The following is a 23,584-nucleotide window of genomic DNA, read 5'->3' as shown; positions in this document are numbered from 1 at the left end:
CGGCCCTGTCCGGTCGCCGAGTGTCGCGGGAGGCCGTGGGGTCGGATCGCCAGAGCCGTGCCGGCTCCGATCGCCGGTATCCCGGACGGCCGGGGGCGCATCGCCGGAGTCGGGCCTCCCTCGATTGCGGATGCCCCCGGCGGGCGGGGGCGGAGACCGGAGCCGGGCTCATCCCGTTCGCGTATGCCCGCTGGAACAGGGGCCGGACCCCGGAGCCGGGCCTGCCCGATTGCCGTGGTGCCCGGCGGGTGGAGGCGGATCGCCGGAGTGGGTCGGCCCACTCGCCGGAGCCGCCGGAAGGCCGGGGGCGGAGGCCGGCGCTGGCGTCGCCCGGTTCGCGGTCATCGGGCGGGGTGGTTCCGGTGGATGCGTGTGGGTGGGCGAAAGTCTGGTCCCGTGGGGCTTTTGGAGTGGTTTTGGGGGTGGGTTGCCGAGAGTTTGTCCCAGTGGCACGCATCGCGGCCACTTCACGCCCCGAGTCCTGGGGCTACGGGCCGCGCGTGCACTCCGCGCAGAGAAACTCGGGCTTCGGAGGCCGATTCGGGCCGGATTGCCGGGTGTTGCCGCAGGTTACGTCCGGATTTCTCCGCTTGAGCGCCCCGGGCTACCTGGCAGCGGATGGGCGTGAGTTCCATGCGTGTCGATGCGCAAAAGTCGATCCCCGCGGGCGATTTGCCCCGATCCTCAGGGGGTGCTTCCGAGAACTCGTACCGGTTTCCTCCGCTCGGGGGCGCGAATGGCGGCTCGTGCGCTTGGAGTCGGCTGGGTGCGCGTCGATGGGCGAAAGTCTGGCCGCCTGGGCGATTTGCGCCGATCTGCAGGGGCGCATTGCCGTAACTTCGCCCGTCGCGGCTTGCCCGGACGCGGTTTCGAGCCGAGTCGGGGGCATCCGCAAGCGGGGCGGCCCCGCTGCGGTGGTGTCGGCCCCCGTCCGCCGGGCACCGACCCGTAGGGCATTCAAGGGGTGCCGCTCCCCCCGGGCCACTCATAGCCGCCGGTCTGTCTCGGGCCGGAGTCCGGGGTCAAGGGTGGGGCGAAGCCCCATCGCGAAGCGACGTTCCCGGAGCGAAGCGGAGGGGACGCCCTTGACGCCGGGCGTAGGCCCGCACACTCAGGAGATGGGTGGCCCGGGGGGTGCCCACACGGCGCCGCCCCACCCCGACACGGACCACCCCGTGCGCCGGGTTGGCGCCGTCACAGCAGGTGGTCCGCCTTGCCGGCTTTGATGTCCCGGATGAGCGTGCGGAGGGCTTCCACGGAGTCGGTGATGCGGTCCTCTTCCTGGCCCGCCACGGCGATGTGCGCGTTGCCCTCCGGGTCTGTCCCTATGCGGAAGCACGCATTGCCTTCGCCGCAGAACGGGTCTTCCCAGTCGATGGTGTGGGTCATGGTTACCTCGTTTCAGAGTTGGCGTGCGATCTCGCGGATGAAGGCGCGGGACTCGTCTGGCGGCAGAGCGGCGTCCTCCTGCCGGTCGAGTTGCGCTCGGTACTTCGCGAGTTGTCCTTCCGCATGCAGGAAGTCCGGCCCGTGTGAGTTGTCGATCTGCACGGTGTCGAGTTGGGGGACCGGCCCCTCGGCGTAGAAGATGTTCTGGCCGGCGCCGGGGAAGGACCCCCGCTCGAACGGGATCACCCGGACGGTGACCTTCTCCCGGTCAGAGGCGTCGAGCAGGTGCTGCAACTGCCCGCGAGCGACCAGCCGACCGCCGAACTGCATGCGCAGAGCAGCCTCGTGCACGACTGCAACGTAGCCGGGCGGGTTGGTGCCGAGGAGTACCTGTTGGCGTTTGGCGCGGAGAGCGAGTCGCAGGCCGACCTCGTCCTCCGGCAGGGGCGGCATGACCTCGCGGAAGACGGCGAGGGCGTGGTCGGAGGTCTGTAGCAGGCCCGGGACGTGCACGGTCGTTCCGATACGCATCCGGCTGGCGTGCGCCTCCAGCTCTGCGATGTCCAGCAGCCCGTGGGGGAGGCTGCCGCGATACCGTTCCCACCAGCCCTTCTCGCCGGGCTGGGCCATCGCGATCAGGGCCTCGACGTACTTCTCGTCGGTGCAGTGGCAGTTGCAGGCGAGAGTGCGCAGCCGCTCGGGTGTGATGGTGCGCTGGCCGAACTCCATATTGGAGATTTTGCCGCTATCCACTCCCAGCAGCCCGGCGGCGTACGTGGCAGACATGCCGGCCGAGGTGCGGATCTTCCGTACCTCGATCCCCAAGCGCTTCTGCCGCTCAGTGGGCGTGTTCCTGGCAGCCATGGCCATCCCTTCATGCGCGGGGCAGAATTTTTCGCGAGGCTAGCAATTTTGCCCCACATGCGCCTACTCTCGGTAGTGCGCAAGGTACTCACAGCAACGCCGGAAGCGCACCGCGCGAGCATGCCCGCTCTCCCTGGGGTGGGCGTGCTCGCGCCCAGGGAGGCATGCCACCGGCACTTCAACGACCAACCCAGGCCCAGGAGTACGCCATGCCCCCACACCTCCCCGCCCCAGCCCCCACCCCCACTCCGCCCATCCCGCCCCTCCCCGTCCGCCGGACCTTCCCCGCCCACCCCCTCTCCGTCCCCCGTGCCCGTCGTGCCGTCCTCGACGCCCTGCCCCGCCCCCACCACCCCCGCCTCCGCGACGATCTCCAGCTTCTTGTCTCCGAGCTCGTCACCAACGCCGTACGCCACGGTGCCCAACCCGCCGGCGACCATCTCGTCGAGCTGCTCCTCTGGCCCGCCGACGGTCACTACTGGCTCGCCGTCTCCGACCCGGGTCCGGGCCTCCCCGCCCTCTCCCCGGCGCCGCCGGACGCCGCCGACACCGCCTGCGGCGGTCGTGGGCTCCTCCTCGTCGACACACTCGCCGCCGCCTGGGGCGTCGTCCCCCGCCGCGTGCGCGGCAAAGCCGTCGTCGCCGGGCTTCCGTTCCCCGCCCCTGACTACGGACGGGCCCGCGACGGATACTGACCGCAGGTATCCAGCCGAGGGGGGAACACCCATGACGCGTGCCGAGATCCCGGGGAATCCCGAGCGGGAGCGGCGATCCCTGGGAAGGCCCCAGAACAGCCCCCGCCGCCCCTCCGCCGCCCTTCCGCAGTTCCTGCGCCGCCCCTCCGCCGCCCCTGCGTCGCCGCTCCGCGCCCGGCGTGGTATTTGGGCCGATTGGCGCGAGCCGAGCGCCGTATGGCACACTATCCGGGTTGCTCGGCTGAGCGTCGATGCTGCGCGCCTCCCGCCGGGAGGACCGGAAGCGAGTCCCACGTATTCGTCGCCCCTCATCAGGGGCGGAAGTACGGGAATCTTCCGGGAAGCGTCAGCGGGGTGCAGGCCAGGGCACTCGGTGGGATCTTCCCCCCTCTTCCTGCAAGGAAAACTCCTGCGGACCGCGGACCTCCGTGGACGTCCGTAGGAGAAATGCTTTCGCGGGATCAATGCGGGGAGGGTTGCGACACGCCCGACCGCGTGGGTCGGGGAACGGGTACGCGGCGAAACCACCGGGCGCCGGAGCGCTACGAGAACAGGACTGCTGAGAAGCCATGGCGGGACAGAAGATCCGCATCCGGCTCAAGGCCTACGACCACGAGGTCATCGACTCCTCGGCGAAGAAGATCGTCGAGACGGTGACCCGCACTGGTGCGTCGGTCGCGGGCCCGGTGCCGCTGCCCACTGAGAAGAACGTGTACTGCGTCATCAAGTCGCCGCACAAGTACAAGGACTCGCGCGAGCACTTCGAGATGCGCACCCACAAGCGTCTGATCGACATCCTCGACCCGACCCCCAAGACCGTTGACTCGCTGATGCGCCTGGACCTCCCGGCCGGCGTCGACATCGAGATCAAGCTCTGAGAGGTCGCGAAGAGATGGCTAAGCAGATCAAGGGTGTCCTGGGCGAGAAGCTCGGCATGACCCAGGTCTGGGACGAGAACAACCGTGTCGTCCCCGTGACCGTGGTCAAGGCCGGCCCCTGCGTCGTCACCCAGGTCCACACCGCAGACTCCGACGGCTACGACGCCGTCCAGATCGCCTTCGGCGAGATCGACCCGCGCAAGGTGAACAAGCCCCTCAAGGGCCACTTCGCCAAGGCCGACGTCACTCCCCGCCGCCACCTGGTGGAGATCCGCACCGCGGATGCCTCCGAGTACACCCTCGGCCAGGAGGTGACCGCCGAGACCTTCGAGGCCGGCGTGAAGGTCGACGTGACCGGCAAGAGCAAGGGCAAGGGCTTCGCCGGTGTCATGAAGCGCCACGGCTTCGCCGGCGGCAAGGCCAGCCACGGCGCCCACCGCGTGCACCGCAAGCCGGGCTCCATCGGTGGCTGCGCCACCCCGGGCCGCGTGTTCAAGGGCATGCGGATGGCCGGCCGGATGGGCAACCAGCGGGTCACCACCCAGAACCTGACCGTCCACGCCGTTGACGCGGAGAAGGGACTGCTGCTCATCAAGGGCGCCGTCCCCGGTCCGAACGGCGGCCTCGTCCTGGTCCGTAGCGCGGCCAAGGGGGCCTGAGGTAATGAGCACCGTTGACATCCTTTCGCCGGCGGGCGAGAAGGCCGGGACCGTCGAACTCCCCGCGGAGATCTTCGACGCGCAGGTCAGCATTCCGCTGATCCACCAGGTCGTCACCGCCCAGCTGGCCGCTGCCCGGCAGGGCACGCACAAAGTGAAGACCCGCGGCGAGGTCCGCGGCGGCGGCAAGAAGCCGTACCGCCAGAAGGGCACCGGCCGCGCCCGCCAGGGCTCGATCCGCGCCCCGCAGTTCGCGGGCGGCGGCATCGTGCACGGCCCCGTGCCGCGCGACTACTCGCAGCGGACCCCGAAGAAGATGAAGGCCGCCGCGCTGCGCGGCGCCCTCTCGGACCGGGCGCGCCTCGGCCGGATCCACGTCGTCACCGGCGTGGTCGACGGCGAGGTCTCGACGAAGGCCGCCAGGACCCTCCTCGGCAAGGTCAGCGAGCGCAAGAACGTGCTGCTGGTCATCGAGCGGGACGACGACCTGTCGCTGCTGTCCGCCCGGAACCTGCCCGACGTGCACATCCTGGACGCCGGTCAGCTCAACACGTACGACGTGCTCGTCTCCGACGACGTGGTCTTCACGCAGGCCGCCTTCGAGCGGTTCGTGGCCGGCCCCGTCAAGGGCGGCGGCAAGAGCCAGTCTCCTGCCGACGAGGTCGAGCTCCAGAAGGCTGAAGGGAGCGACGCCTGATGGTCGACATGGACAAGACCGGGGCCGAGGCCGCGGACGAGACGGCGGCGGAGTTCACCGTCACCAGCAAGACCTACGACGACCCGCGCGACGTGCTGCTGAAGCCCGTCGTCTCGGAGAAGAGCTACGCGCTGCTCGACGAGAACAAGTACACGTTCATCGTCGACCCGCGGGCGAACAAGACCCAGATCCGGCAGGCCGTGGAGAAGGTCTTCCAGGTCAAGGTCATCGGGGTCAACACGATCAACCGCCAGGGCAAGCGCAAGCGCACCCGCACCGGCTACGGCAAGCGCGCCGACACCAAGCGCGCCATCGTGACCGTCGCCGAGGGCGAGCGCATCGACATCTTCGGCGGCCCGGTCTCCTGACGGGGACCGACAGGGCTGTCCGTCACGGACGAGGACTGAAGAAATGGGTATCCGCAAGTACAAGCCGACGACTCCTGGCCGTCGTGGCGCCAGCGTCGCCGACTTCGTCGAGGTAACGCGGTCCACGCCGGAGAAGTCGCTGGTCCGCCCGCTGCACAGCAAGGGCGGCCGAAACAATTCCGGTCGTGTGACCGTCCGCCACCAGGGCGGTGGCCACAAGCGCGCCTTCCGCGTGATCGACTTCCGTCGGCACGACAAGGACGGCGTCCCCGCCCGGGTCGCGCACATCGAGTACGACCCGAACCGCACCGCGCGCATCGCGCTGCTGCACTACGCCGACGGCGAGAAGCGCTACATCCTCGCGCCGGCCGGCCTGAAGCAGGGCGACCGGATCGAGAACGGCGCCGGCGCGGACATCAAGCCGGGCAACGCGATGCCGCTGCGCAACATCCCGGTCGGTACCGTCATCCACGCCATCGAGCTGAAGCCCGGCGGCGGCGCGAAGTTCGCCCGCTCCGCCGGTGCGCACGTGCAGCTTCTGGCGAAGGAGGGCCGCATGGCCCACCTGCGGATGCCGTCCGGCGAGATCCGGCTGGTCGACATCCGCTGCCGCGCCACGGTCGGCGAGGTCGGCAACGCCGAGCAGTCGAACATCAACTGGGGCAAGGCCGGCCGCATGCGCTGGAAGGGCGTGCGCCCGACCGTCCGCGGTGTCGTGATGAACCCGATCGACCACCCGCACGGCGGTGGCGAGGGCAGGACCTCCGGTGGTCGCCACCCGGTCTCGCCCTGGGGCCAGAAGGAAGGTCGTACGCGTTCGCCGAAGAAGGCGAGCAACAAGTACATCGTCCGCCGCCGCAAGACGAACAAGAAGCGCTAGGAGCGGGTGGAGTAGAGATGCCGCGCAGTCTGAAGAAGGGGCCCTTCGTCGACGACCACCTCATCAAGAAGGTGGACACGCAGAACGAAGCAGGCACCAAGAACGTCATCAAGACCTGGTCCCGCCGCTCGATGATCGTCCCGGCCATGCTGGGGCACACGATCGCGGTGCACGACGGCAAGAAGCACGTCCCGGTGTTCGTCACCGAGTCGATGGTCGGGCACAAGCTCGGCGAGTTCGCGCCTACCCGCACCTTCAAGGGCCACGTCAAGGACGACCGCAAGTCGCGTCGTCGCTGACCTGCGGAGTGCGAAGACCATGACTCACATTGAAGGGACAACCATGGAAGCCAGGGCCTCCGCGCGCTATGTGCGCGTCACGCCCATGAAGGCCCGCCGTGTGGTGGACCTCATCCGTGGCATGAACGCCACGGAGGCTCAGGCGGTCCTGCGTTTCGCCCCGCAGGCCGCGAGCGTGCCCGTCGGCAAGGTGCTGGACAGCGCCATCGCCAACGCGGCGCACAACTACGACCACACCGACGTCGACAGCCTCTTCGTCAAGGAGGCGTACGTCGACGAGGGCCCGACCTGGAAGCGGTTCCGGCCCCGCGCGCAGGGCCGGGCGTACCGGATCCGCAAGCGCACCAGCCACATCACGCTGGTCGTCGGCAGCAAGGAAGGGACCCGGTAATGGGCCAGAAGGTAAACCCGCACGGGTTCCGGCTTGGCATCACCACCGACTTCAAGTCGCGCTGGTATGCCGACAAGCTGTACAAGGACTACATCAAGGAAGACGTCGCCATCCGCCGGATGATGACGCAGGGCATGGAGCGCGCCGGCATCTCCAAGGTGGAGATCGAGCGCACCCGTGACCGCGTCCGCGTCGACATCCACACCGCCCGGCCGGGCATCGTCATCGGCCGCCGCGGCGCGGAGGCCGACCGGATCCGCGGCGACCTGGAGAAGCTCACCGGCAAGCAGGTGCAGCTCAACATCCTTGAGGTGAAGAACCCCGAGACCGACGCGCAGCTCGTGGCCCAGGCCGTCGCCGAGCAGCTCTCCTCGCGCGTCTCCTTCCGCCGGGCCATGCGCAAGAGCATGCAGTCCGCGATGAAGGCGGGCGCCAAGGGCATCAAGATCCAGTGCGGCGGGCGGCTCGGCGGCGCCGAGATGTCCCGCTCGGAGTTCTACCGCGAAGGCCGTGTGCCCCTGCACACCCTGCGCGCCAACGTGGACTACGGCTTCTTCGAGGCCCGTACGACCTTCGGCCGCATCGGCGTGAAGGTCTGGATCTACAAGGGCGACGTGAAGAACATCGCCGAGGTCCGCGCCGAGAACGCCGCGGCCCGCGCCGGCAACCGCCCGTCCCGCGGTGGCGGCGGCGGTGGCGACCGTCCGCGTCGCGGCGGTGAGCGCGGTGGCCGCGGCCGTCGTCCGCAGCGTGAGCAGCAGCAGGCTCCGGCTGCCGAGGCCCCCCGGGCCGAGGCCGCCGGCACCGCCGCCGGTAGTGCCGCGGGCTCTGCTACCGACAGCACCGGAACGGAGGGCTGACCCATGCTCATCCCTCGCAGGGTCAAGCATCGCAAGCAGCACCACCCGAAGCGCCGCGGTCTCGCCAAGGGCGGCACCGAGCTGGCGTTCGGCGACTACGGCATCCAGGCCGCCACGGCCGCGTACGTCACCAACCGGCAGATCGAGGCCGCGCGTATCGCCATGACGCGGCACATCAAGCGTGGCGGCAAGGTGTGGATCAACATCTACCCGGACCGCCCGCTGACGAAGAAGCCCGCCGAGACCCGCATGGGCTCCGGCAAGGGCTCGCCGGAGTGGTGGGTCGCGAACGTCAAGCCCGGGCGCGTGATGTTCGAGCTGTCGTACCCGAACGAGAAGACCGCTCGTGAGGCGCTGACCCGCGCGGCTCACAAGCTTCCGATGAAGTGCCGGATCGTCCGGCGCGAGGGTGGTGAGTCGTGATGGCCGCCGGTACCAAGGCGACCGAGCTGCGTGAGCTCTCCAACGATGACCTCGTGGAGAAGCTGCGCGAGGCCAAGGAAGAGCTGTTCAACCTCCGCTTCCAGGCGGCGACCGGACAGCTCGAGAACCACGGCCGGCTGAAGGCCGTCCGCAAGGACATCGCCCGGATCTACACCCTGATGCGCGAGCGTGAGCTGGGCATCGACACGGTGGAGAGCGCCTCATGAGCGAGACGAATGTGACCGAAGAGACCAAGACCGAGCGCGGCTTCCGCAAGACCCGTGAGGGTCTCGTCGTCAGCGACAAGATGGACAAGACCGTCGTCGTCGCCGTCGAGGACCGCGTCAAGCACGCGCTGTACGGCAAGGTCATCCGCCGTACGACCAAGTACAAGGCGCACGACGAGCAGAACAGCTGCGGCGTCGGCGACCGCGTCCTCCTCATGGAGACCCGGCCGCTGTCGGCGACCAAGCGCTGGCGCGTCGTCGAGGTGCTCGAGAAGGCCAAGTAAGTATTCCTGGGGGGAGCCCCCAGGACGGTTCCGCCAGGCTCGGCGGGTCCCCGCTACCACGGGTCCCGCCGGGAACCGGCAGACGATCAGGAGATAGACGTGATCCAGCAGGAGTCGCGACTCAAGGTCGCCGACAACACGGGTGCAAAGGAGATTCTTTGCATCCGTGTGCTCGGCGGATCGGGCCGCCGCTACGCGGGTATCGGTGACGTGGTCGTCGCCACCGTCAAGGATGCGATCCCGGGTGGCAACGTCAAGAAGGGCGACGTCGTCAAGGCGGTCGTCGTGCGCACCGTCAAGGAGCGCCGCCGGCCGGACGGCTCGTACATCCGCTTCGACGAGAACGCCGCCGTCATCCTCAAGGCCGACGGCGACCCCCGCGGCACCCGTATCTTCGGCCCGGTCGGCCGTGAGCTGCGCGAGAAGAGGTTCATGAAGATCATCTCGCTCGCGCCGGAGGTGCTGTAGCACATGAAGATCAAGAAGGGCGACCTGGTTCAGGTCATCACCGGCAAGGACAGGGGCAAGCAGGGCAAGGTCATCGCGGCCTTCCCGCGCGAGGACCGCGTCCTGGTCGAGGGTGTCAACCGGGTCAAGAAGCACACCAAGGCCGGCCAGACGGCCCGCGGGTCCAAGACCGGCGGGATCATCACGACCGAGGCCCCCGTTCACGTCAGCAACGTTCAGCTGGTGGTGGAGAAGGACGGCCAGAAGGTCGTGACCCGGGTCGGCTACCGCTTCGACGACGAGGGCAACAAGATCCGCGTTGCCAAGCGGACGGGTGAGGACATCTGATGACTGCCACCACTGCGACCGCCGCGGGCACGCCCCCGCGTCTCAAGCAGCGCTACCGGGACGAGATCCAGGCCAAGCTGAAGGACGAGTTCTCGTACGAGAACGTCATGCAGATCCCCGGCCTGACCAAGATCGTGGTCAACATGGGCGTGGGCGACGCCGCCCGCGACTCCAAGCTGATCGAGGGCGCCATCAAGGACCTCGCCACGATCACCGGCCAGAAGCCGTCCGTGACCAAGGCCCGGAAGTCCATCGCGCAGTTCAAGCTCCGCGAGGGCATGCCGATCGGCGCCCACGTCACGCTCCGCGGCGACCGGATGTGGGAGTTCCTCGACCGGCTGCTGTCGCTCGCGCTGCCGCGCATCCGCGACTTCCGCGGCCTGTCGCCGAAGCAGTTCGACGGCCGGGGCAACTACACCTTCGGTCTCACGGAGCAGGTCATGTTCCACGAGATCGACCCTGACAAGATCGACCGGGTCCGGGGCATGGACATCACCGTGGTCACCACGGCGAGCAACGACGACGAGGGCCGTGCCCTGCTTCGTCTCCTCGGCTTCCCGTTCAAGGAGGCATGAGCCGTGGCAAAGAAGGCCCTGATCGCGAAGGCCGGCCGTAAGCCGAAGTTCAAGGTGCGCGGTTACACGCGCTGCCAGCGCTGCGGCCGTCCGCACTCCGTGTACCGCAAGTTCGGCCTGTGCCGCGTGTGCCTGCGTGAGATGGCGCACCGGGGCGAGCTGCCGGGCGTGACCAAGAGCTCCTGGTGATCCGCCGGATCACCGGGACGCTTTGACCGACTACTACGCCGTAGGTCCCCGCACCACACCCTCCCCCAGCTTCGCTGGGGGCACCCCCAGACCCGGGGGCCGGGGTGGGTCGGATGTTCGGAAACCGCGGCGAGAGAGGCCGAAGGCCATCACATGACCATGACCGATCCGATCGCAGACATGCTGACCCGTCTGCGGAACGCGAACTCGGCGTACCACGACACCGTGACGATGCCGCACAGCAAGATCAAGACGCACATCGCGGAGATCCTCCAGCAGGAGGGGTACATCAGCGGCTGGAAGACCGAGGAGGCCCGGGTGGGCCAGAGCCTCGTCCTGGAGCTGAAGTACGGCCCGAACCGCGAGCGCTCGATCGCGGGCATCAAGCGGATCTCGAAGCCGGGTCTGCGGGTCTACGCAAAGTCCACCAACCTGCCGAAGGTGCTCGGCGGCCTGGGCGTGGCGATCATCTCCACTTCCCACGGGCTGCTCACCGACAAGCAGGCAGGCAAGAAGGGCGTGGGCGGGGAAGTCCTCGCCTACGTCTGGTAACGGAAGGGAACGGAGGTAAAGCCATGTCGCGTATTGGCAAGCTGCCCATCCAGGTTCCCGCCGGCGTGGACGTCACCATCGATGGCCGTACGGTCAACGTGAAGGGCCCCAAGGGCTCCCTCTCGCACACCGTCGCCGCGCCCATCGACGTCGCCCGTGGCGACGACGGCACGATCGTCGTCAGCCGCCCGAACGACGAGCGCAAGAGCCGGGCGCTGCACGGCCTGTCGCGCACCCTGGTGGCGAACATGGTCACCGGTGTGACCCAGGGCTACGTGAAGAAGCTGGAGATCAGCGGGGTCGGCTACCGCGTCCAGGCGAAGGGCTCCGACCTGGAGTTCGCGCTGGGCTACAGCCACCCGATCCTCATCGAGGCCCCCGAGGGCATCACCTTCAAGGTCGAGAACCCGACGCGCTTCAGCGTCGAGGGCATCGACAAGCAGAAGGTCGGCGAGGTCGCCGCGAAGATCCGCAAGCTGCGCAAGCCCGACCCGTACAAGGCCAAGGGCGTCAAGTACGAGGGCGAGTACATCCAGCGCAAGGTCGGAAAGGCGGGTAAGTAAGCCATGGCATACGGTGTGAAGATCGCCAAGGGCAGTGCCCGCAAGGCGGCCGCCGTCAAGCGCCGGCACATCCGCGTGCGGAAGAAGATCTCCGGTACGCCGGACCGCCCGCGCCTGGTCGTGACCCGCTCGAACCGCCACATGGTCGCGCAGGTCGTCGACGACATCGCCGGCCACACGGTGGCCTCGGCCTCCTCGATGGACACGTCCATCCGCGGCGCCGAGGGCGACAAGACGGCGCAGGCCAAGCAGGTCGGCGCGCTGGTCGCCGAGCGTGCGCGGGCCGCCGGAGTCGAGGCCGTGGTGTTCGACCGCGGTGGCAACAAGTACGCCGGGCGCATTGCCGCTCTGGCCGACGCCGCCCGCGATGCCGGGCTGAAGTTCTGAGAGAGGAAGACCAATGGCTGGACCCCAGCGCCGCGGTGGCGGCGCCGGCGGCGGCGAGCGGCGGGACCGGAAGGGCCGGGACGGCGGCGCTGCTGCCGACAAGACCGCGTATGTTGAGCGCGTTGTCGCGATCAACCGAGTCGCCAAAGTTGTGAAGGGTGGTCGTCGCTTCAGCTTCACCGCGCTGGTCGTGGTGGGCGACGGTGACGGCACCGTGGGTGTCGGGTACGGGAAGGCCAAGGAGGTGCCGGCCGCCATCGCCAAGGGTGTCGAGGAGGCCAAGAAGCACTTCTTCAAGGTCCCCCGGATCCAGGGCACCATCCCGCACCCGATCCAGGGTGAGGAGGCCGCGGGTGTCGTGCTGCTGAAGCCGGCGTCGCCGGGTACCGGTGTGATCGCCGGTGGGCCGGTGCGTGCCGTGCTGGAGTGCGCGGGCATCCACGACGTGCTGAGCAAGTCGCTCGGCTCGTCCAACCCGATCAACATCGTGCACGCCACGACGGCCGCACTGAAGGGCCTGCAGCGCCCCGAGGAGATCGCCGCCCGCCGTGGCCTGCCGCTGGAGGACGTGGCGCCCGCCGCAATGCTGCGCGCCCGCGCTGGGGTGAACGGCTGATGGCACAGCTCAAGATCACCCAGAGCAAGTCCTACATCGGGAGCAAGCAGAACCACCGGGACACGCTGCGTACGCTCGGCCTGCGCCGGCTGAACGACAGCGTGGTCCGCGATGACAGTCCCCAGGTGCGCGGCATGGTGCACACCGTCCGCCACCTGGTGACGGTCGAGGAGGTCGACTGACATGGCCGTCCAGGACGCGGCGGAGCAGAAGCCGCTGAAGATCCACAACCTGCGGCCGGCCCCGGGCGCCAAGAAGCCGAAGACCCGCGTGGGTCGAGGCGAGGCGTCCAAGGGCAAGACCGCGGGCCGCGGTACCAAGGGCACCAAGGCCCGCTACCAGGTGCCGGAGCGCTTCGAGGGCGGGCAGATGCCGCTGCACATGCGGCTGCCGAAGCTCAAGGGCTTCAAGAACCCCGCCCGCAAGGTGTACCAGGTGGTGAACCTGGACAAGCTGGCCGAGCTCTACCCCGAGGGTGGCGAGGTCACGGTGGCCGACCTGGTCGCCAAGGGCGCGGTGCGCAAGAACGAGCTCGTGAAGGTGCTGGGCAACGGGGACGTCTCCGTGGCGCTGCAGGTGGCCGTGGACAAGGTCTCCGGCTCCGCCCGCGAGAAGATCACCGCTGCCGGCGGCTCGGTCACCGAGCGCGTCTGAGTGTGACGAGCAACCGGGGATGTCCCGCATGGGCATCCCCGGTTGGTCGTTCCACGGCAGCCGCACCCCCCGGTAAGGTGGCGTGCACTGTCCCTACCCATGTGGGCGTACGCCTGCGTGGGACGTCTACCGACCATCCGCTGAACAAATGACCCGTCAGCCCCCGTGATCAAGCACGGGGGCCGCAGGAGGCACCGTGCTCACCGCGTTCGCCCGGGCGTTCAAGACACCCGACCTGCGCAAGAAGCTGCTGTTCGTGCTGGGCATCATCGTGATCTACCGGCTCGGTGCGCAGGTTCCCGTCCCCGGAACCGACTACCAGGCCGTGCAGCAATGCATGGACGAGGCCAACGCCAACCAGGGCCTGTTCGGCCTGGTCAACATGTTCAGCGGTGGGGCCCTCCTGCAGATCACCATCTTCGCGCTGGGGATCATGCCGTACATCACGGCGAGCATCATCCTGCAGTTGCTGACGGTGGTGATCCCGCGGCTGGAGGCCCTCAAGAAGGAGGGCCAGTCCGGCACCGCGAAGATCACACAGTACACGCGCTACCTGACCGTCGCCCTCGCCGTGCTGCAGGGCACCGGTCTGGTCGCCACGGCGCGCAGCGGCTCGCTCTTCCCGCAGTGTCAGGTCAACGACCAGATCATTCCCGACGACTCGATCTTCATCATCATCACGATGGTGATCTGCATGACCGCCGGTACGGCGATGGTCATGTGGCTCGGCGAGCTGATCACCGACCGCGGCATCGGCAACGGCATGTCGATGCTGATGTTCATCTCGATCGCCGCCGGCTTCCCCGGCGCCCTGTGGAACATCAAGCAGTCCGGCAAGATCATCGACGGCTGGGGCGAGTTCATCGTCGTCATCGCGCTCGGCCTGGCGATGGTCGGCCTGGTGGTCTTCGTCGAGCAGGCGCAGCGCCGCATCCCCGTGCAGTACGCGAAGCGCATGATCGGGCGCCGTTCCTACGGCGGCACCTCGACGTACATCCCGCTGAAGGTCAACCAGGCGGGCGTCATCCCGGTGATCTTCGCGTCCTCGCTGCTCTACATCCCCGCCCTGGTGGTTCAGTTCACCGGTTCCAATTCGGGCGCGGCGCAATGGGTCGAGAAGAACTTCGTCACCGGTGATCACCCCGTCTACATCATCACGTACTTCCTCATGATCGTGTTCTTCGCGTTCTTCTACGTGGCCATCACGTTCAACCCCGAGGAAGTCGCGGACAACATGAAGAAGTACGGTGGCTTCATCCCGGGCATCCGGGCCGGCCGTCCCACCGCGGAGTACCTGAGCTACGTGCTCAACAGGATCACCTGGCCGGGCTCGCTCTATCTGGGTCTGATCGCACTGGTACCGACAGTGGCGTTGGTGCTGTTCAAGGCGAACCAGAACTTCCCCTTCGGCGGTACGAGCATCCTCATCATCGTGGGTGTCGGGCTGGAGACGGTGAAGCAGATCGAGAGCAAGCTGCAGCAGCATCACTACGAAGGGTTCCTCCGCTGATGCGAATCGTCCTCGTCGGGCCTCCCGGTGCGGGCAAGGGCACGCAGGCCGCCCTGCTCGCCAAGAACCTGTCCATTCCGCACGTCTCCACCGGTGACCTCTTCCGTGCCAACATCAGCAAGGGCACGGAGCTGGGCCGCCAGGCGAGGGCGTACATGGAGGCGGGCAACCTGGTTCCGGACGAGGTAACCGTGGGGATGGCCTGGGACCGCATGGAGCAGCCCGACGCTGCCGGCGGCTTTCTGCTGGACGGCTTCCCGCGGAACGTGGCGCAGGCGGTGGCGCTCGACGGGCTGATGAAGGAGGCCGGGCTCGAGCTGGACGCCGTGCTCGACCTGGAGGTGCCGGAGGACGAGGTCGTCAAGCGCATCGCCGGCCGGCGGATCTGCCGGAACGACAGCAGCCACGTCTTCCACGTCACGTACTCCCCGCCGGAGCGCGAGGGCGTGTGCGACGTCTGCGGCGGCGAGCTGTACCAGCGCGACGACGACAACGAGGACACGGTCCGGCGCCGGCTGGAGGTCTACCACGAGGAGACCGAGCCGATCATCGACTACTTCAAGGCCCAGGGCCTGGTGACGACGATCTCGGCGCTCGGCTCGGTCGCCGAGGTCACCCGGCGGGCGATGGAGGCGCTGCCCGGCGAGGTGTCGGCGGACCGGTCGTGAGCCGCCCGTAGCAGCCGCGGAACATCCAGCCGGCCCCCGCCCGCCCGCGGGGGCCGGCTGACGCGGTTCCACGGCCCGTACAGACCTCTGCGCGGCCCGTGGGCCCCCGGGGCGTACGTTCCTTGCGCCACGGGCCCGTACGACCCCTGTACGACCCCTCTACGCCCACCGCACCGGCCCCCGCCCGGCGGCCCGCGGCGGGCACGTATCGTGGACGGGGGAGACGTCCCTCGCCGGCCCAGGAGGCAGCAGCCGTCATGGTGGAGATCAAGACCCCGGAACAGATCGCCAAGATGAGGGCCGCCGGCCTCGTCGTCGCGGCCATGCACCAGGCGTGCGCCGCCGCCGCCGTGCCCGGGGCCACCACGAAGGACCTCGACGAGATCGCCGCCAAGGTCCTCGCCGACCACGGCGCCAAGCCGAACTTCCTGGGGTACGGGGGCTTCCCCGGCAACATCTGCACGTCGGTCAACGACGTCGTCGTCCACGGCATCCCCGACCGCGAGACCGTGCTGCGCGAGGGCGACGTGATCTCCATCGACGCCGGCGCCATCGTCGACGGCTGGCACGCGGACGCCGCCATCACGGCCTTCGTCGGCTCCGGGCACAAGGCGGAGCTGCACGAGCTGAGCCGGGTGACCGAGGAGTCCATGTGGGCCGGCATCGCGGCCGTGCGCAAGGGCAACCGGCTGGTGGACATCTCCGCGGCCATCGAGGGCTACATCCGCCGCCAGCCGCGCCCGGCCGCCGGCAAGTACGGCATCGTCGAGGACTACGGCGGCCACGGCATCGGCTCGCAGATGCACATGGACCCGCACCTGCTGAACTACGTCGACAGGCGCCGCGGCCGCGGCCCCAAGCTCGTCCCGGGCTTCTGCATCGCCATCGAGCCGATGGTCAGCCTCGGCACCCCGCGCACGCACGTCCTGGCCGACGAGTGGACGGTCAAGACGGACGACGGAAGCTGGTCGAGCCACTGGGAGCACTCCGTGGCCCTCACCGAGGCCGGCCCGCTGGTGCTGACGGCCCCGGACGGCGGCCGCGAGAAGCTCGCGGCGTACGGGATCACGGCGGCCCCGGACCCGCTGGGCTGAGGCGGCGGCGCACGCGGGGGCGCCCGGTTCGCCGGGGGCTTAATGATCTTGCGGAGCGGGCACACTCCCGATTTCGCCTTTCTGGCGCGGTCGCGTAGACTGACTCGTCGGTCCCCGTGCACCCGTGTGCCCGGGGCCATCCAGGTAGCCGAATCCGGAAGGTGAAGCGCTCAAGCATGGCCAAAAAACAAGGGGCCATCGAGATCGAGGGCACCGTCGTCGAGTCTCTGCCGAACGCGATGTTCAAGGTGGAGCTCCAGAACGGGCACCAGGTCCTCGCGCACATCAGCGGCAAGATGCGGATGCACTACATCCGTATCCTTCCCGACGACAGGGTCGTGGTGGAGCTGTCTCCGTACGACCTGACGCGCGGACGGATCGTCTACCGCTACAAGTAGATCTTGCTTCGTCCCGCTCCCGTGGGGCGGGGCACCGACCCGGAGAACCTCCAGACACATGAAGGTCAAGCCGAGCGTCAAGAAGATCTGCGACAAGTGCAAGGTGATCCGCCGCCACGGCAGGGTCATGGTCATCTGCGAAAACCTGCGCCACAAGCAGCGCCAGGGCTGACGTACGCCGACCGATCGCCTCGCACCGCTCGCAGCTCATCGCGCGACGCAACAAGCGAACAAGTAAAGAAGCAGTCACCCGACCCCCACGAACGTGTGTGGGACGAAACCCCCGGCTCGGAGGCCGGGGACCCGGCTCGTAGCGAAATACGGGAACGGTGCTGCGGAAGACCTCCGACAAGACACAGGAGCCTTCAATGGCACGCGTTGCAGGTGTCGACATCCCGCGCGAGAAGCGCGTGGAGGTCGCCCTCACCTACGTGTTCGGCATCGGCCGGACGCTCTCCCAGCAGACGCTGGCCGCGACCGGGGTGAACCCCGACACCCGCGTCCGCGATCTGACCGAGGAAGAGCTCGTCAAGATCCGCGAGTTCGTGGACAACAACCTCAGGACCGAGGGTGACCTCCGCCGCGAGATCCAGGCGGACATCCGGCGCAAGGTCGAGATCGGCTGCTACCAGGGCCTGCGGCACCGCCGCGGACTGCCCGTTCACGGTCAGCGCACCTCCACCAATGCCCGCACCCGCAAGGGTCCGCGTCGCGCCATCGCCGGCAAGAAGAAGCCGGGCAAGAAGTAGTCCGCAGCGGTCCGCTCCGTGCGCCCGCATCGCTGCAGGACCGACCACCTCCACGGGAGATAACACCGAATGCCTCCGAAGAGCCGAGCGGCAGGGGCCAAGAAGGTCCGCCGCAAGGAAAAGAAGAACGTGGCCCATGGCCACGCTCACATCAAGAGCACGTTCAACAACACGATCATCTCGATCACCGACCCGTCCGGGAACGTGATCTCGTGGGCCTCCGCCGGCCATGTCGGCTTCAAGGGCTCGCGCAAGTCGACGCCCTTCGCCGCCCAGATGGCCGCCGAGTCCGCCGCGCGCCGCGCCCAGGAGCACGGCATGCGCAAGGTCGACGTCTTCGTGAAGGGTCCCGGCTCCGGCCGTGAGACCGCGATCCGCTCCCTCCAGGCCACCGGCCTCGAGGTCGGGTCCATCCAGGACGTCACGCCCACCCCGCACAACGGCTGCCGCCCGCCGAAGCGCCGCCGGGTCTGAGAAAAGCGAAGTAGGAGACGACAAGACATGGCGCGTTACACCGGGGCCGACTGCAAGCGTTGCCGTCGGGAGAAGCAGAAGCTCTTCCTCAAGGGAGCCAAGTGCGAGAGCGCTAAGTGCCCGATCGAGATCCGTCCTTACCCCCCGGGTGAGCACGGGCGCGGGCGCACCAAGGACAGCGAGTACCTGCTGCAGAAGCGCGAGAAGCAGAAGTGCGCGCGCATCTACGGGGTGCTGGAGAAGCAGTTCCGCGGTTACTACAACGAGGCGAACCGGCAGTCCGGCAAGACCGGCGAGAACCTGCTGCGCATCCTCGAGACGCGGCTGGACAACGTGGTCTACCGGGCCGGCTTCGCCAAGTCCCGCGACCACGCCCGCCAGCTCGTCCGGCACGGCCACATCACGGTCAACGGGCGCAAGACCGACATTCCGTCGGCCCGCGTCGTGCCGAGCGACATCATCGAGGTCCGCGAGTCCTCCAGGAACCTGACCCCCTTCGCGGTGGCGCAGGCGGAGGCCGGTGACAGGACCGTCCCGGCCTGGCTGGAGGCGATCCCGTCGAAGCTGCGGATCCTCGTGCACAGCCTGCCCGAGCGCCAGGTGATCGACACCCAGGTGCAGGAGCAGCTCATCGTCGAGCTCTACTCGAAGTAAGTCTTCGGGCGGAAGCTCGCAGGTACGGGCGGTATGGCGCGTTTGCGTCGTGCCGCCCGTACCCTGGTCGGTACAGCGGGCGTCAAATAGCGGGCGCCCACGACTGAAGGAAACACACACATGCTGATCGCTCAGCGTCCCTCACTCACCGAAGAGGTCGTCGAGGAGTACCGCTCCCGGTTCGTCATCGAGCCGCTGGAGCCCGGCTTCGGCTACACCCTCGGCAACTCCCTCCGCCGTACGCTCCTCTCCTCGATCCCGGGTGCCGCGGTCACCAACATCCGGATCGACGGCGTTCTGCACGAGTTCACCACCGTGCCGGGCGTCAAGGAGGACGTCACCGACCTCATCCTCAACATCAAGCAGCTCGTCATCTCCTCCGAGCACGACGAGCCCGTCGTGATGTACCTGCGCAAGCAGGGCCCGGGCGTGGTGACCGCCGCCGACATCGCCCCGCCGGCCGGTGTCGAGGTGCACAACCCGGACCTGGTCCTGGCCACGCTCAACGGCAAGGGCAAGCTGGAGATGGAGCTGACCGTCGAGCGCGGCCGCGGCTACGTCTCCGCCGTGCAGAACAAGCAGGTCGGCCAGGAGATCGGCCGGATCCCGGTCGACTCCATCTACTCGCCGGTACTCAAGGTCAGCTACAAGGTCGAGGCGACCCGTGTCGAGCAGCGCACGGACTTCGACAAGCTGATCGTCGACATCGAGTCCAAGCCGTGCATGCGCCCCCGCGACGCGGTGGCCTCCGCCGGCAAGACCCTGGTCGAGCTCTTCGGCCTGGCCCGCGAGCTGAACATCGACGCCGAGGGCATCGACATGGGCCCGTCCCCCACGGACGCCGCCCTGGCCGCGGACCTGGCGCTGCCGATCGAGGAGCTGGAGCTCACGGTCCGCTCGTACAACTGCCTCAAGCGCGAGGGCATCCACTCGGTGGGCGAGCTGGTGGCCCGCTCCGAGGCGGACCTCCTCGACATCCGCAACTTCGGCGCCAAGTCGATCGACGAGGTCAAGGCGAAGCTGGCCGGCATGGGCCTGGCCCTGAAGGACAGCCCGCCCGGATTCGACCCCACCTCGGCCGCCGACACCTTCGGCGCCGACGACGACGCCGACGCCGGCTTCGTCGAGACCGAGCAGTACTGATGTCCCGGGGGGCGCGACGCCCCCCGGACCCCGATCACCGGTACCTGACACGGCCGGTGCGGTAAAGGAGAAACACCATGCCGAAGCCCACCAAGGGCGCCCGACTGGGCGGCGGCGCGGCGCACGAGCGCGCCATGCTGCGGAACCTGGCCACCGCTCTCTTCGAGCACGGTCGCATCACCACGACCGAGGCCAAGGCCCGCAGGCTGCGTCCGTACGCCGAGCGGCTGGTGACCAAGGCGAAGAAGGGTGACCTTCACAACCGCCGCCAGGTCATGCAGCTCATCTCGGACAAGAGCGTGGTCCACACGCTCTTCACCGAGATCGGCCCGCGGTACGACAACCGCCCGGGCGGCTACACCCGGATCACCAAGATCGGCAACCGTCGCGGCGACAACGCCAAGATGGCGGTGATCGAGCTGGTCGAGGCGCTGACCGTGCAGCAGGAGGCGGTCGGCGAGGCCGAGGCGGCGACGAAGCGCTCCGCGAAGGACGTGGCGGGCGAGGAGGCGGCGGCCGGTCTGAAGAAGGACACGGAGGCCGCCGGGGCGGCGGACGCCACCGAGGCCGGGGCCGCGGAGTCCGAGGCTGCGGAGTCCGAGGCCGGCGAGGCTGCCGAGTCCGCCGAGGGCAAGGACGCCAAGAACGCCTGACACGCGTTTCGTGCATGACGACGGGCCCGTTTCCCTCCGGGGGAGCGGGCCCGTCGCGCTGGGAGGAACGAGGAACAGGGCAGTGAGTGACGAGGTGGCGGCCGGCTTCGTACGGGTGCGGCTGGACCTGTCGTACGACGGGAGCGGCTTCTCCGGCTGGGCGCGGCAGCGCGAGGGGCAGCGGACGGTGCAGGAGGAGCTGGAGACGGCGCTGCGCGTCGTCCTGCGGGCGCCCGCGCCGTACGAGCTGACGGTGGCGGGGCGTACGGACGCGGGGGTGCACGCGCGGGGGCAGGTGGCGCACGTCGACCTGCCGGAGCCGGTGTGGGCGGCGCAGGGGGAGCGGGGAGAACTACTGCTGCGGCGGCTGGCGGGGCGGCTGCCGCACGATGTCCGGGTCTGGCGGGTGACCGCCGCACCGCCGCACTTCAACGCCCGGTTCTCGGCGATCTGGCGCCGGTACGCGTACCGCGTCGGCGACGACCCCGGCGGCGTCGACCCGCTGCTCCGCGGCCACGTGCTGTGGCACAACCGGCCGCTCGACGCCGCCGCGATGAACGCGGCGGCGGAGCTGCTGCTCGGGGAACACGACTTCGCGGCCTTCTGCAAGCGGCGGGAGGGGGCGACGACGATCCGGCGGCTGCTGGACCTGCGGTGGTCGCGGCGGGCGGACGGGGTGCTGGAGGCGACGGTGAAGGCGGACGCCTTCTGCCACAACATGGTGCGGGCGCTGGTCGGGGCGATGCTTTTCGTCGGCGACGGGCACCGGGAGCCGGAGTGGGTGGGGCGGGTGCTGGGGGCGGCGGTACGGGACTCGGCGGTGCAGGTCGTGCGGCCGCACGGGCTGACGCTGGAGGAGGTGGGCTACCCGGCGGACGAGGCCCTGGCTGCCCGCAACACAGCCTCCCGCCGCCTCCGCACCCTGGGCGCCGACTAGGAGATCCACCCCCCCCGCCCCGGGGGCTCCGCCCGTCTCCGGTGCGTACGGATGCCGGGCGCTGGTCCCCGTCACTCCCGAAATCCGGGGCTTCGCCCGCGGTGCCCCAGGCCCCGTCGCCCCCCGCCGGGTGACCCTGACCTCCCAGCCCCGTGCGCCTCGGCCTCGCGCGCCCCCGGCAGGGGTGGGGTGGGGGCATGCGTTTTCTTGCCGGGCTCTGTTGCCTTCTTCTCCTCGCCGCCTGTGCCGGCCCCTCCTCCCTCGCCCCCGACGCCCGGCCCCCCGCCCCCTGTCGCGGTGTCGACTGCCTGCGTCACATGACCCTCCCCGAGAAGGCCGGGCAGATGATCCAGGTGCAGAACGCCTTCCTCGGCGACCCCCGCGACCTCGCCCGTCTCGGCATCGGTGCCATGCTCAGCGCCGGCGACGACGGCGGGCCCCGCGGCCCACGCGACGATGCCGCCGCGTGGGCCCGGATGGTCGACCGGTATCAGCGGGCAGCCCTGCGCAGCAGGCTGCGCATTCCGTTGCTCTACGGTGCCGACGCCGTGCACGGCATGAGCGGTACCACCGGGTCCGTGATCTTCCCGCACCACATCGGCATGGGCGCCACCCGCGATCCCGCTCTCGTCCGCCGCGCCGAGCGCGTCGCGCGGGACGAGACGCTCGGCGCCGGGGTGCGGTGGGCGTTCACGCCGTGCGTGTGCGTGCCGCAGGACGTGCGGTGGGGGCGTACCTACGAGGGGTACGCCGAGGATCCCGCCCTCGTGGGGAAGCTCGGCGCCGCCTCCGTGCGCGGGTTCCAGGGGCCCGCCCTCGGCCCCCGCTCCGTGCTCGCCACCGCCAAGCACTACCTCGGCGACGGCGGCACCGCCTACGGTACCGCCACCGGCGAAGGCCGGCTCCTCGACCAGGGCGACGTACGCGTCACGGAAGCCGAGCTGCGCCGCGTGCACCTCGCCCCGTACCGCGACGCCATCGCCGCCGGCGTCGGCTCCGTCATGGCCGGCTACAGCAGCGTCCACGGCACGAAGACCCACGGCGACCGGCGGCTCCTCACCGGCGTGCTCAAGGGCGAACTCGGCTTCCGCGGCTTCGTCGTCAGCGACTACGACGCCGTGCAGCAGCTCCCCGGCAAGGACCTCGCCGCCCAGGTCGCGCGGGCCGTCAACGCCGGCATCGACATGGTCATGGTCTCCAGGGACTACCGCGGCGTGCACCGCGCCCTCGTCGGCGGCGTCCGCCGCGGGGACATCCCCCGGCAGCGCGTGGACGACGCCGTACGCCGCATCCTCGCGGCCAAGGACCGCCTCGGGCTCTTCGACGACCCCTTCACCGATCCCGCCCGCACCGCCGCCGTCGGCTCCCCCCGGCACCGCGCCGTCGCGCGGCAGGCCGTACGGGCCTCGCAGGTGCTGCTCCGTAACGAACGCGGCGCGCTGCCGCTGCCGCGGCGCGGCCCGTACCGCATCGTCGTGGGCGGCAACGGCGCCGACGACCTGGGGCGGCAGCTCGGCGGCTGGTCGGTCGGCTGGCAGGGCGGTACGGGGCGGACGACGCGGGGGACGACGTTCCTCCAGGCGCTGCGGGCCGCCACCGCCGGCACCGGTATCGAGGTGGCGACCGAGGGGCGCGGCGACGTCGGGATCTGGGTCGGCGGCGAGAATCCGTACGCCGAGTGGTTCGGCGACTCCAGGACCCTTGCGCTGGGGGCGCGGAACGAGGCCGATCTCGCCGACGTGTGCGGGCGCGCGAAGACCTGCGTGGGCGTCCTGTACTCCGGGCGGCCGCTGGTGCTGGGGAAGGCGCTGGCGCGCACGGACGCCTTCGTGGCGGCGTGGCTGCCCGGGACGGAGGCGGGCGGGATCACGGACGCGCTCTTCGGGGCCGGGTTCAGCGGGCGGCTGCCGGTCACCTGGCCGCGCCGGGCGGCGGACGCCCCCGCTTCCCGGGAGGCGGGGGCGAATCCCCTGTTCCGGTACGGGGCCGGGCTCCGGCCCTACTGAAGGGGCGGGTGGGGTGCCGGCCGCGGCGTTTCCGGTCGTCCCGCGGGGGCGGG

36 protein-coding genes are annotated in these 23,584 nt (G+C 69.5%); 34 read left to right on the top strand and 2 right to left on the bottom strand.

All coding sequences use genetic code 11. The features are described from left to right. Positions 1-1,194 precede the first annotated feature (1,194 nt). Together FB457_RS03155 and FB457_RS03150 are read right to left on the bottom strand one after the other, a co-directional pair. The gene (locus FB457_RS03155) at positions 1,195-1,389 is read right to left on the bottom strand and encodes a hypothetical protein (RefSeq protein WP_047017562.1); all 195 of its coding nucleotides are present in this window, start codon (positions 1,387-1,389) and stop codon (positions 1,195-1,197) included. Positions 1,390-1,401: 12 nt separating this feature from the next. Beyond that, complete coding sequence (locus tag FB457_RS03150) at positions 1,402-2,253, bottom strand: helix-turn-helix domain-containing protein (protein WP_047020289.1); 852 nt, start codon at positions 2,251-2,253, stop codon at positions 1,402-1,404. Between the two features lie 209 nt (positions 2,254-2,462). Here FB457_RS03150 and FB457_RS03145 point away from each other — a divergent pair, with 209 nt between their 5' ends. The 34 genes from FB457_RS03145 (at position 2,463) to FB457_RS02980 (ending at position 23,531) form a co-directional block, all read left to right on the top strand. Beyond that, positions 2,463-2,948, top strand: coding sequence for an ATP-binding protein (locus FB457_RS03145; protein WP_145780703.1), 486 nt, complete (start codon positions 2,463-2,465; stop codon positions 2,946-2,948). 569 nt (positions 2,949-3,517) lie between these two features. After that, positions 3,518-3,826 carry a 30S ribosomal protein S10 gene (gene rpsJ / locus FB457_RS03140; protein WP_003948644.1) on the top strand — a complete coding sequence of 103 codons (309 nt, stop codon included), beginning with the start codon at positions 3,518-3,520 and terminating at the stop codon, positions 3,824-3,826. Between the two features lie 14 nt (positions 3,827-3,840). After that, positions 3,841-4,485 (top strand): 50S ribosomal protein L3, encoded by a 645-nt coding sequence (rplC, locus tag FB457_RS03135; RefSeq protein WP_018834848.1) that lies wholly within the window; start codon positions 3,841-3,843, stop codon positions 4,483-4,485. Positions 4,486-4,489: 4 nt separating this feature from the next. Then, positions 4,490-5,182, top strand: coding sequence for a 50S ribosomal protein L4 (rplD, locus tag FB457_RS03130; RefSeq protein WP_047017564.1), 693 nt, complete (start codon positions 4,490-4,492; stop codon positions 5,180-5,182). Next, positions 5,182-5,550, top strand: coding sequence for a 50S ribosomal protein L23 (gene rplW, locus FB457_RS03125; protein WP_047017565.1), 369 nt, complete (start codon positions 5,182-5,184; stop codon positions 5,548-5,550). The genes rplD and rplW overlap by 1 nt, the downstream gene beginning before the upstream one ends. 43 nt (positions 5,551-5,593) lie before the next feature. Beyond that, positions 5,594-6,430, top strand: coding sequence for a 50S ribosomal protein L2 (gene rplB / locus FB457_RS03120; protein ID WP_047017566.1), 837 nt, complete (start codon positions 5,594-5,596; stop codon positions 6,428-6,430). Positions 6,431-6,447: 17 nt separating this feature from the next. Then, positions 6,448-6,729 carry a 30S ribosomal protein S19 gene (gene rpsS / locus FB457_RS03115; RefSeq protein WP_027772222.1) on the top strand — a complete coding sequence of 94 codons (282 nt, stop codon included), beginning with the start codon at positions 6,448-6,450 and terminating at the stop codon, positions 6,727-6,729. 43 nt (positions 6,730-6,772) lie between these two features. After that, positions 6,773-7,120, top strand: coding sequence for a 50S ribosomal protein L22 (rplV, locus tag FB457_RS03110; protein WP_047017567.1), 348 nt, complete (start codon positions 6,773-6,775; stop codon positions 7,118-7,120). Continuing rightward, the gene (rpsC, locus tag FB457_RS03105) at positions 7,120-7,980 is read left to right on the top strand and encodes a 30S ribosomal protein S3 (RefSeq protein ID WP_047017568.1); all 861 of its coding nucleotides are present in this window, start codon (positions 7,120-7,122) and stop codon (positions 7,978-7,980) included. Before rplV ends, rpsC begins: the two co-directional genes overlap by 1 nt. Before the next feature lie 3 nt (positions 7,981-7,983). Continuing rightward, on the top strand, positions 7,984-8,403 hold the full coding sequence (gene rplP, locus FB457_RS03100) for a 50S ribosomal protein L16 (protein ID WP_027754754.1): 420 nt from the start codon (positions 7,984-7,986) through the stop codon (positions 8,401-8,403). Beyond that, a complete protein-coding gene (rpmC, locus tag FB457_RS03095; protein WP_047017569.1) occupies positions 8,403-8,630 on the top strand; it encodes a 50S ribosomal protein L29 in 228 nt (75 codons plus the stop codon). The genes rplP and rpmC overlap by 1 nt, the downstream gene beginning before the upstream one ends. Then, on the top strand, positions 8,627-8,914 hold the full coding sequence (gene rpsQ, locus FB457_RS03090; RefSeq protein WP_047017570.1) for a 30S ribosomal protein S17: 288 nt from the start codon (positions 8,627-8,629) through the stop codon (positions 8,912-8,914). The genes rpmC and rpsQ overlap by 4 nt, the downstream gene beginning before the upstream one ends. A gap of 99 nt (positions 8,915-9,013) precedes the next feature. Then, positions 9,014-9,382 (top strand): 50S ribosomal protein L14, encoded by a 369-nt coding sequence (gene rplN / locus FB457_RS03085; protein WP_018834838.1) that lies wholly within the window; start codon positions 9,014-9,016, stop codon positions 9,380-9,382. Positions 9,383-9,385: 3 nt separating this feature from the next. Beyond that, on the top strand, positions 9,386-9,709 hold the full coding sequence (rplX, locus tag FB457_RS03080) for a 50S ribosomal protein L24 (RefSeq protein ID WP_047017571.1): 324 nt from the start codon (positions 9,386-9,388) through the stop codon (positions 9,707-9,709). Continuing rightward, positions 9,709-10,284: a 50S ribosomal protein L5 gene (gene rplE, locus FB457_RS03075; RefSeq protein WP_047017572.1), complete on the top strand. Its 576-nt coding sequence runs from the start codon at positions 9,709-9,711 to the stop codon at positions 10,282-10,284. Before rplX ends, rplE begins: the two co-directional genes overlap by 1 nt. 3 nt (positions 10,285-10,287) lie before the next feature. After that, a complete protein-coding gene (locus FB457_RS03070) occupies positions 10,288-10,473 on the top strand; it encodes a type Z 30S ribosomal protein S14 (protein ID WP_018834835.1) in 186 nt (61 codons plus the stop codon). Between the two features lie 153 nt (positions 10,474-10,626). Next, a complete protein-coding gene (gene rpsH / locus FB457_RS03065; RefSeq protein ID WP_018834834.1) occupies positions 10,627-11,025 on the top strand; it encodes a 30S ribosomal protein S8 in 399 nt (132 codons plus the stop codon). Positions 11,026-11,048: 23 nt separating this feature from the next. After that, complete coding sequence (gene rplF, locus FB457_RS03060; protein WP_145780700.1) at positions 11,049-11,588, top strand: 50S ribosomal protein L6; 540 nt, start codon at positions 11,049-11,051, stop codon at positions 11,586-11,588. A gap of 3 nt (positions 11,589-11,591) precedes the next feature. Beyond that, entirely contained in the window at positions 11,592-11,975 is a 384-nt protein-coding gene (gene rplR, locus FB457_RS03055; RefSeq protein ID WP_125936647.1) for a 50S ribosomal protein L18, read from the top strand. A gap of 13 nt (positions 11,976-11,988) precedes the next feature. Next, positions 11,989-12,591, top strand: a complete 603-nt coding sequence (rpsE, locus tag FB457_RS03050; protein WP_125936648.1) for a 30S ribosomal protein S5 — start codon at positions 11,989-11,991, stop codon at positions 12,589-12,591. Next, positions 12,591-12,773, top strand: coding sequence for a 50S ribosomal protein L30 (gene rpmD / locus FB457_RS03045; protein ID WP_027746238.1), 183 nt, complete (start codon positions 12,591-12,593; stop codon positions 12,771-12,773). Before rpsE ends, rpmD begins: the two co-directional genes overlap by 1 nt. 1 nt (position 12,774) lies before the next feature. Then, positions 12,775-13,245, top strand: a complete 471-nt coding sequence (gene rplO, locus FB457_RS03040; protein ID WP_018834829.1) for a 50S ribosomal protein L15 — start codon at positions 12,775-12,777, stop codon at positions 13,243-13,245. A 196-nt stretch (positions 13,246-13,441) separates the two neighbouring features. Then, positions 13,442-14,755: a preprotein translocase subunit SecY gene (gene secY, locus FB457_RS03035; RefSeq protein ID WP_047017575.1), complete on the top strand. Its 1,314-nt coding sequence runs from the start codon at positions 13,442-13,444 to the stop codon at positions 14,753-14,755. After that, positions 14,755-15,423 (top strand): adenylate kinase, encoded by a 669-nt coding sequence (locus tag FB457_RS03030; protein WP_047017576.1) that lies wholly within the window; start codon positions 14,755-14,757, stop codon positions 15,421-15,423. Before secY ends, FB457_RS03030 begins: the two co-directional genes overlap by 1 nt. 257 nt (positions 15,424-15,680) lie before the next feature. Continuing rightward, on the top strand, positions 15,681-16,517 hold the full coding sequence (gene map, locus FB457_RS03025) for a type I methionyl aminopeptidase (RefSeq protein ID WP_047017577.1): 837 nt from the start codon (positions 15,681-15,683) through the stop codon (positions 16,515-16,517). Between the two features lie 176 nt (positions 16,518-16,693). Continuing rightward, positions 16,694-16,915 carry a translation initiation factor IF-1 gene (gene infA / locus FB457_RS03020; protein ID WP_003948620.1) on the top strand — a complete coding sequence of 74 codons (222 nt, stop codon included), beginning with the start codon at positions 16,694-16,696 and terminating at the stop codon, positions 16,913-16,915. Positions 16,916-16,973: 58 nt separating this feature from the next. After that, complete coding sequence (gene rpmJ, locus FB457_RS03015) at positions 16,974-17,087, top strand: 50S ribosomal protein L36 (RefSeq protein ID WP_009740505.1); 114 nt, start codon at positions 16,974-16,976, stop codon at positions 17,085-17,087. A gap of 196 nt (positions 17,088-17,283) precedes the next feature. After that, entirely contained in the window at positions 17,284-17,664 is a 381-nt protein-coding gene (gene rpsM, locus FB457_RS03010; protein WP_027772208.1) for a 30S ribosomal protein S13, read from the top strand. A 69-nt stretch (positions 17,665-17,733) separates the two neighbouring features. Next, a complete protein-coding gene (gene rpsK / locus FB457_RS03005) occupies positions 17,734-18,138 on the top strand; it encodes a 30S ribosomal protein S11 (protein ID WP_018834824.1) in 405 nt (134 codons plus the stop codon). Between the two features lie 27 nt (positions 18,139-18,165). Beyond that, entirely contained in the window at positions 18,166-18,792 is a 627-nt protein-coding gene (gene rpsD / locus FB457_RS03000; protein ID WP_047017578.1) for a 30S ribosomal protein S4, read from the top strand. Positions 18,793-18,912: 120 nt separating this feature from the next. Continuing rightward, positions 18,913-19,935: a DNA-directed RNA polymerase subunit alpha gene (locus tag FB457_RS02995; protein WP_018834822.1), complete on the top strand. Its 1,023-nt coding sequence runs from the start codon at positions 18,913-18,915 to the stop codon at positions 19,933-19,935. Between the two features lie 77 nt (positions 19,936-20,012). Then, positions 20,013-20,588, top strand: a complete 576-nt coding sequence (gene rplQ / locus FB457_RS02990; protein WP_047017579.1) for a 50S ribosomal protein L17 — start codon at positions 20,013-20,015, stop codon at positions 20,586-20,588. An 82-nt stretch (positions 20,589-20,670) separates the two neighbouring features. Then, a complete protein-coding gene (truA, locus tag FB457_RS02985; RefSeq protein ID WP_145780699.1) occupies positions 20,671-21,525 on the top strand; it encodes a tRNA pseudouridine(38-40) synthase TruA in 855 nt (284 codons plus the stop codon). Between the two features lie 317 nt (positions 21,526-21,842). Then, the gene (locus FB457_RS02980) at positions 21,843-23,531 is read left to right on the top strand and encodes a glycoside hydrolase family 3 protein (RefSeq protein ID WP_145780697.1); all 1,689 of its coding nucleotides are present in this window, start codon (positions 21,843-21,845) and stop codon (positions 23,529-23,531) included. The last annotated feature ends 53 nt before the right edge of the window (positions 23,532-23,584 follow it).

The sequence above is a fragment of the Streptomyces sp. CNZ287 genome (assembly GCF_007827615.1).
Note: the sequence above shows the minus strand (reverse complement) of the source record. Positions and strands in the feature narration are given on the sequence as shown.

Bases quoted from the DNA above. Each gene is read 5' to 3' on its own strand.
- FB457_RS03155 (WP_047017562.1), bottom strand. From the start codon at position 1,389: ATGACCCACACCATCGACTGGGAAGACCCGTTCTGCGGCGAAGGCAAT.
- FB457_RS03150 (WP_047020289.1), bottom strand. From the start codon at position 2,253: ATGGCTGCCAGGAACACGCCCACTGAGCGGCAGAAGCGCTTGGGGATC.
- FB457_RS03145 (WP_145780703.1), top strand. From the start codon at position 2,463: ATGCCCCCACACCTCCCCGCCCCAGCCCCCACCCCCACTCCGCCCATC.
- rpsJ (WP_003948644.1), top strand. From the start codon at position 3,518: ATGGCGGGACAGAAGATCCGCATCCGGCTCAAGGCCTACGACCACGAG.
- rplC (WP_018834848.1), top strand. From the start codon at position 3,841: ATGGCTAAGCAGATCAAGGGTGTCCTGGGCGAGAAGCTCGGCATGACC.
- rplD (WP_047017564.1), top strand. From the start codon at position 4,490: ATGAGCACCGTTGACATCCTTTCGCCGGCGGGCGAGAAGGCCGGGACC.
- rplW (WP_047017565.1), top strand. From the start codon at position 5,182: ATGGTCGACATGGACAAGACCGGGGCCGAGGCCGCGGACGAGACGGCG.
- rplB (WP_047017566.1), top strand. From the start codon at position 5,594: ATGGGTATCCGCAAGTACAAGCCGACGACTCCTGGCCGTCGTGGCGCC.
- rpsS (WP_027772222.1), top strand. From the start codon at position 6,448: ATGCCGCGCAGTCTGAAGAAGGGGCCCTTCGTCGACGACCACCTCATC.
- rplV (WP_047017567.1), top strand. From the start codon at position 6,773: ATGGAAGCCAGGGCCTCCGCGCGCTATGTGCGCGTCACGCCCATGAAG.
- rpsC (WP_047017568.1), top strand. From the start codon at position 7,120: ATGGGCCAGAAGGTAAACCCGCACGGGTTCCGGCTTGGCATCACCACC.
- rplP (WP_027754754.1), top strand. From the start codon at position 7,984: ATGCTCATCCCTCGCAGGGTCAAGCATCGCAAGCAGCACCACCCGAAG.
- rpmC (WP_047017569.1), top strand. From the start codon at position 8,403: ATGGCCGCCGGTACCAAGGCGACCGAGCTGCGTGAGCTCTCCAACGAT.
- rpsQ (WP_047017570.1), top strand. From the start codon at position 8,627: ATGAGCGAGACGAATGTGACCGAAGAGACCAAGACCGAGCGCGGCTTC.
- rplX (WP_047017571.1), top strand. From the start codon at position 9,386: ATGAAGATCAAGAAGGGCGACCTGGTTCAGGTCATCACCGGCAAGGAC.
- rplE (WP_047017572.1), top strand. From the start codon at position 9,709: ATGACTGCCACCACTGCGACCGCCGCGGGCACGCCCCCGCGTCTCAAG.
- rpsH (WP_018834834.1), top strand. From the start codon at position 10,627: ATGACCATGACCGATCCGATCGCAGACATGCTGACCCGTCTGCGGAAC.
- rplF (WP_145780700.1), top strand. From the start codon at position 11,049: ATGTCGCGTATTGGCAAGCTGCCCATCCAGGTTCCCGCCGGCGTGGAC.
- rplR (WP_125936647.1), top strand. From the start codon at position 11,592: ATGGCATACGGTGTGAAGATCGCCAAGGGCAGTGCCCGCAAGGCGGCC.
- rpsE (WP_125936648.1), top strand. From the start codon at position 11,989: ATGGCTGGACCCCAGCGCCGCGGTGGCGGCGCCGGCGGCGGCGAGCGG.
- rpmD (WP_027746238.1), top strand. From the start codon at position 12,591: ATGGCACAGCTCAAGATCACCCAGAGCAAGTCCTACATCGGGAGCAAG.
- rplO (WP_018834829.1), top strand. From the start codon at position 12,775: ATGGCCGTCCAGGACGCGGCGGAGCAGAAGCCGCTGAAGATCCACAAC.
- FB457_RS03030 (WP_047017576.1), top strand. From the start codon at position 14,755: ATGCGAATCGTCCTCGTCGGGCCTCCCGGTGCGGGCAAGGGCACGCAG.
- map (WP_047017577.1), top strand. From the start codon at position 15,681: ATGGTGGAGATCAAGACCCCGGAACAGATCGCCAAGATGAGGGCCGCC.
- infA (WP_003948620.1), top strand. From the start codon at position 16,694: ATGGCCAAAAAACAAGGGGCCATCGAGATCGAGGGCACCGTCGTCGAG.
- rpmJ (WP_009740505.1), top strand. From the start codon at position 16,974: ATGAAGGTCAAGCCGAGCGTCAAGAAGATCTGCGACAAGTGCAAGGTG.
- rpsM (WP_027772208.1), top strand. From the start codon at position 17,284: ATGGCACGCGTTGCAGGTGTCGACATCCCGCGCGAGAAGCGCGTGGAG.
- rpsK (WP_018834824.1), top strand. From the start codon at position 17,734: ATGCCTCCGAAGAGCCGAGCGGCAGGGGCCAAGAAGGTCCGCCGCAAG.
- rpsD (WP_047017578.1), top strand. From the start codon at position 18,166: ATGGCGCGTTACACCGGGGCCGACTGCAAGCGTTGCCGTCGGGAGAAG.
- FB457_RS02995 (WP_018834822.1), top strand. From the start codon at position 18,913: ATGCTGATCGCTCAGCGTCCCTCACTCACCGAAGAGGTCGTCGAGGAG.
- rplQ (WP_047017579.1), top strand. From the start codon at position 20,013: ATGCCGAAGCCCACCAAGGGCGCCCGACTGGGCGGCGGCGCGGCGCAC.
- FB457_RS02980 (WP_145780697.1), top strand. From the start codon at position 21,843: ATGACCCTCCCCGAGAAGGCCGGGCAGATGATCCAGGTGCAGAACGCC.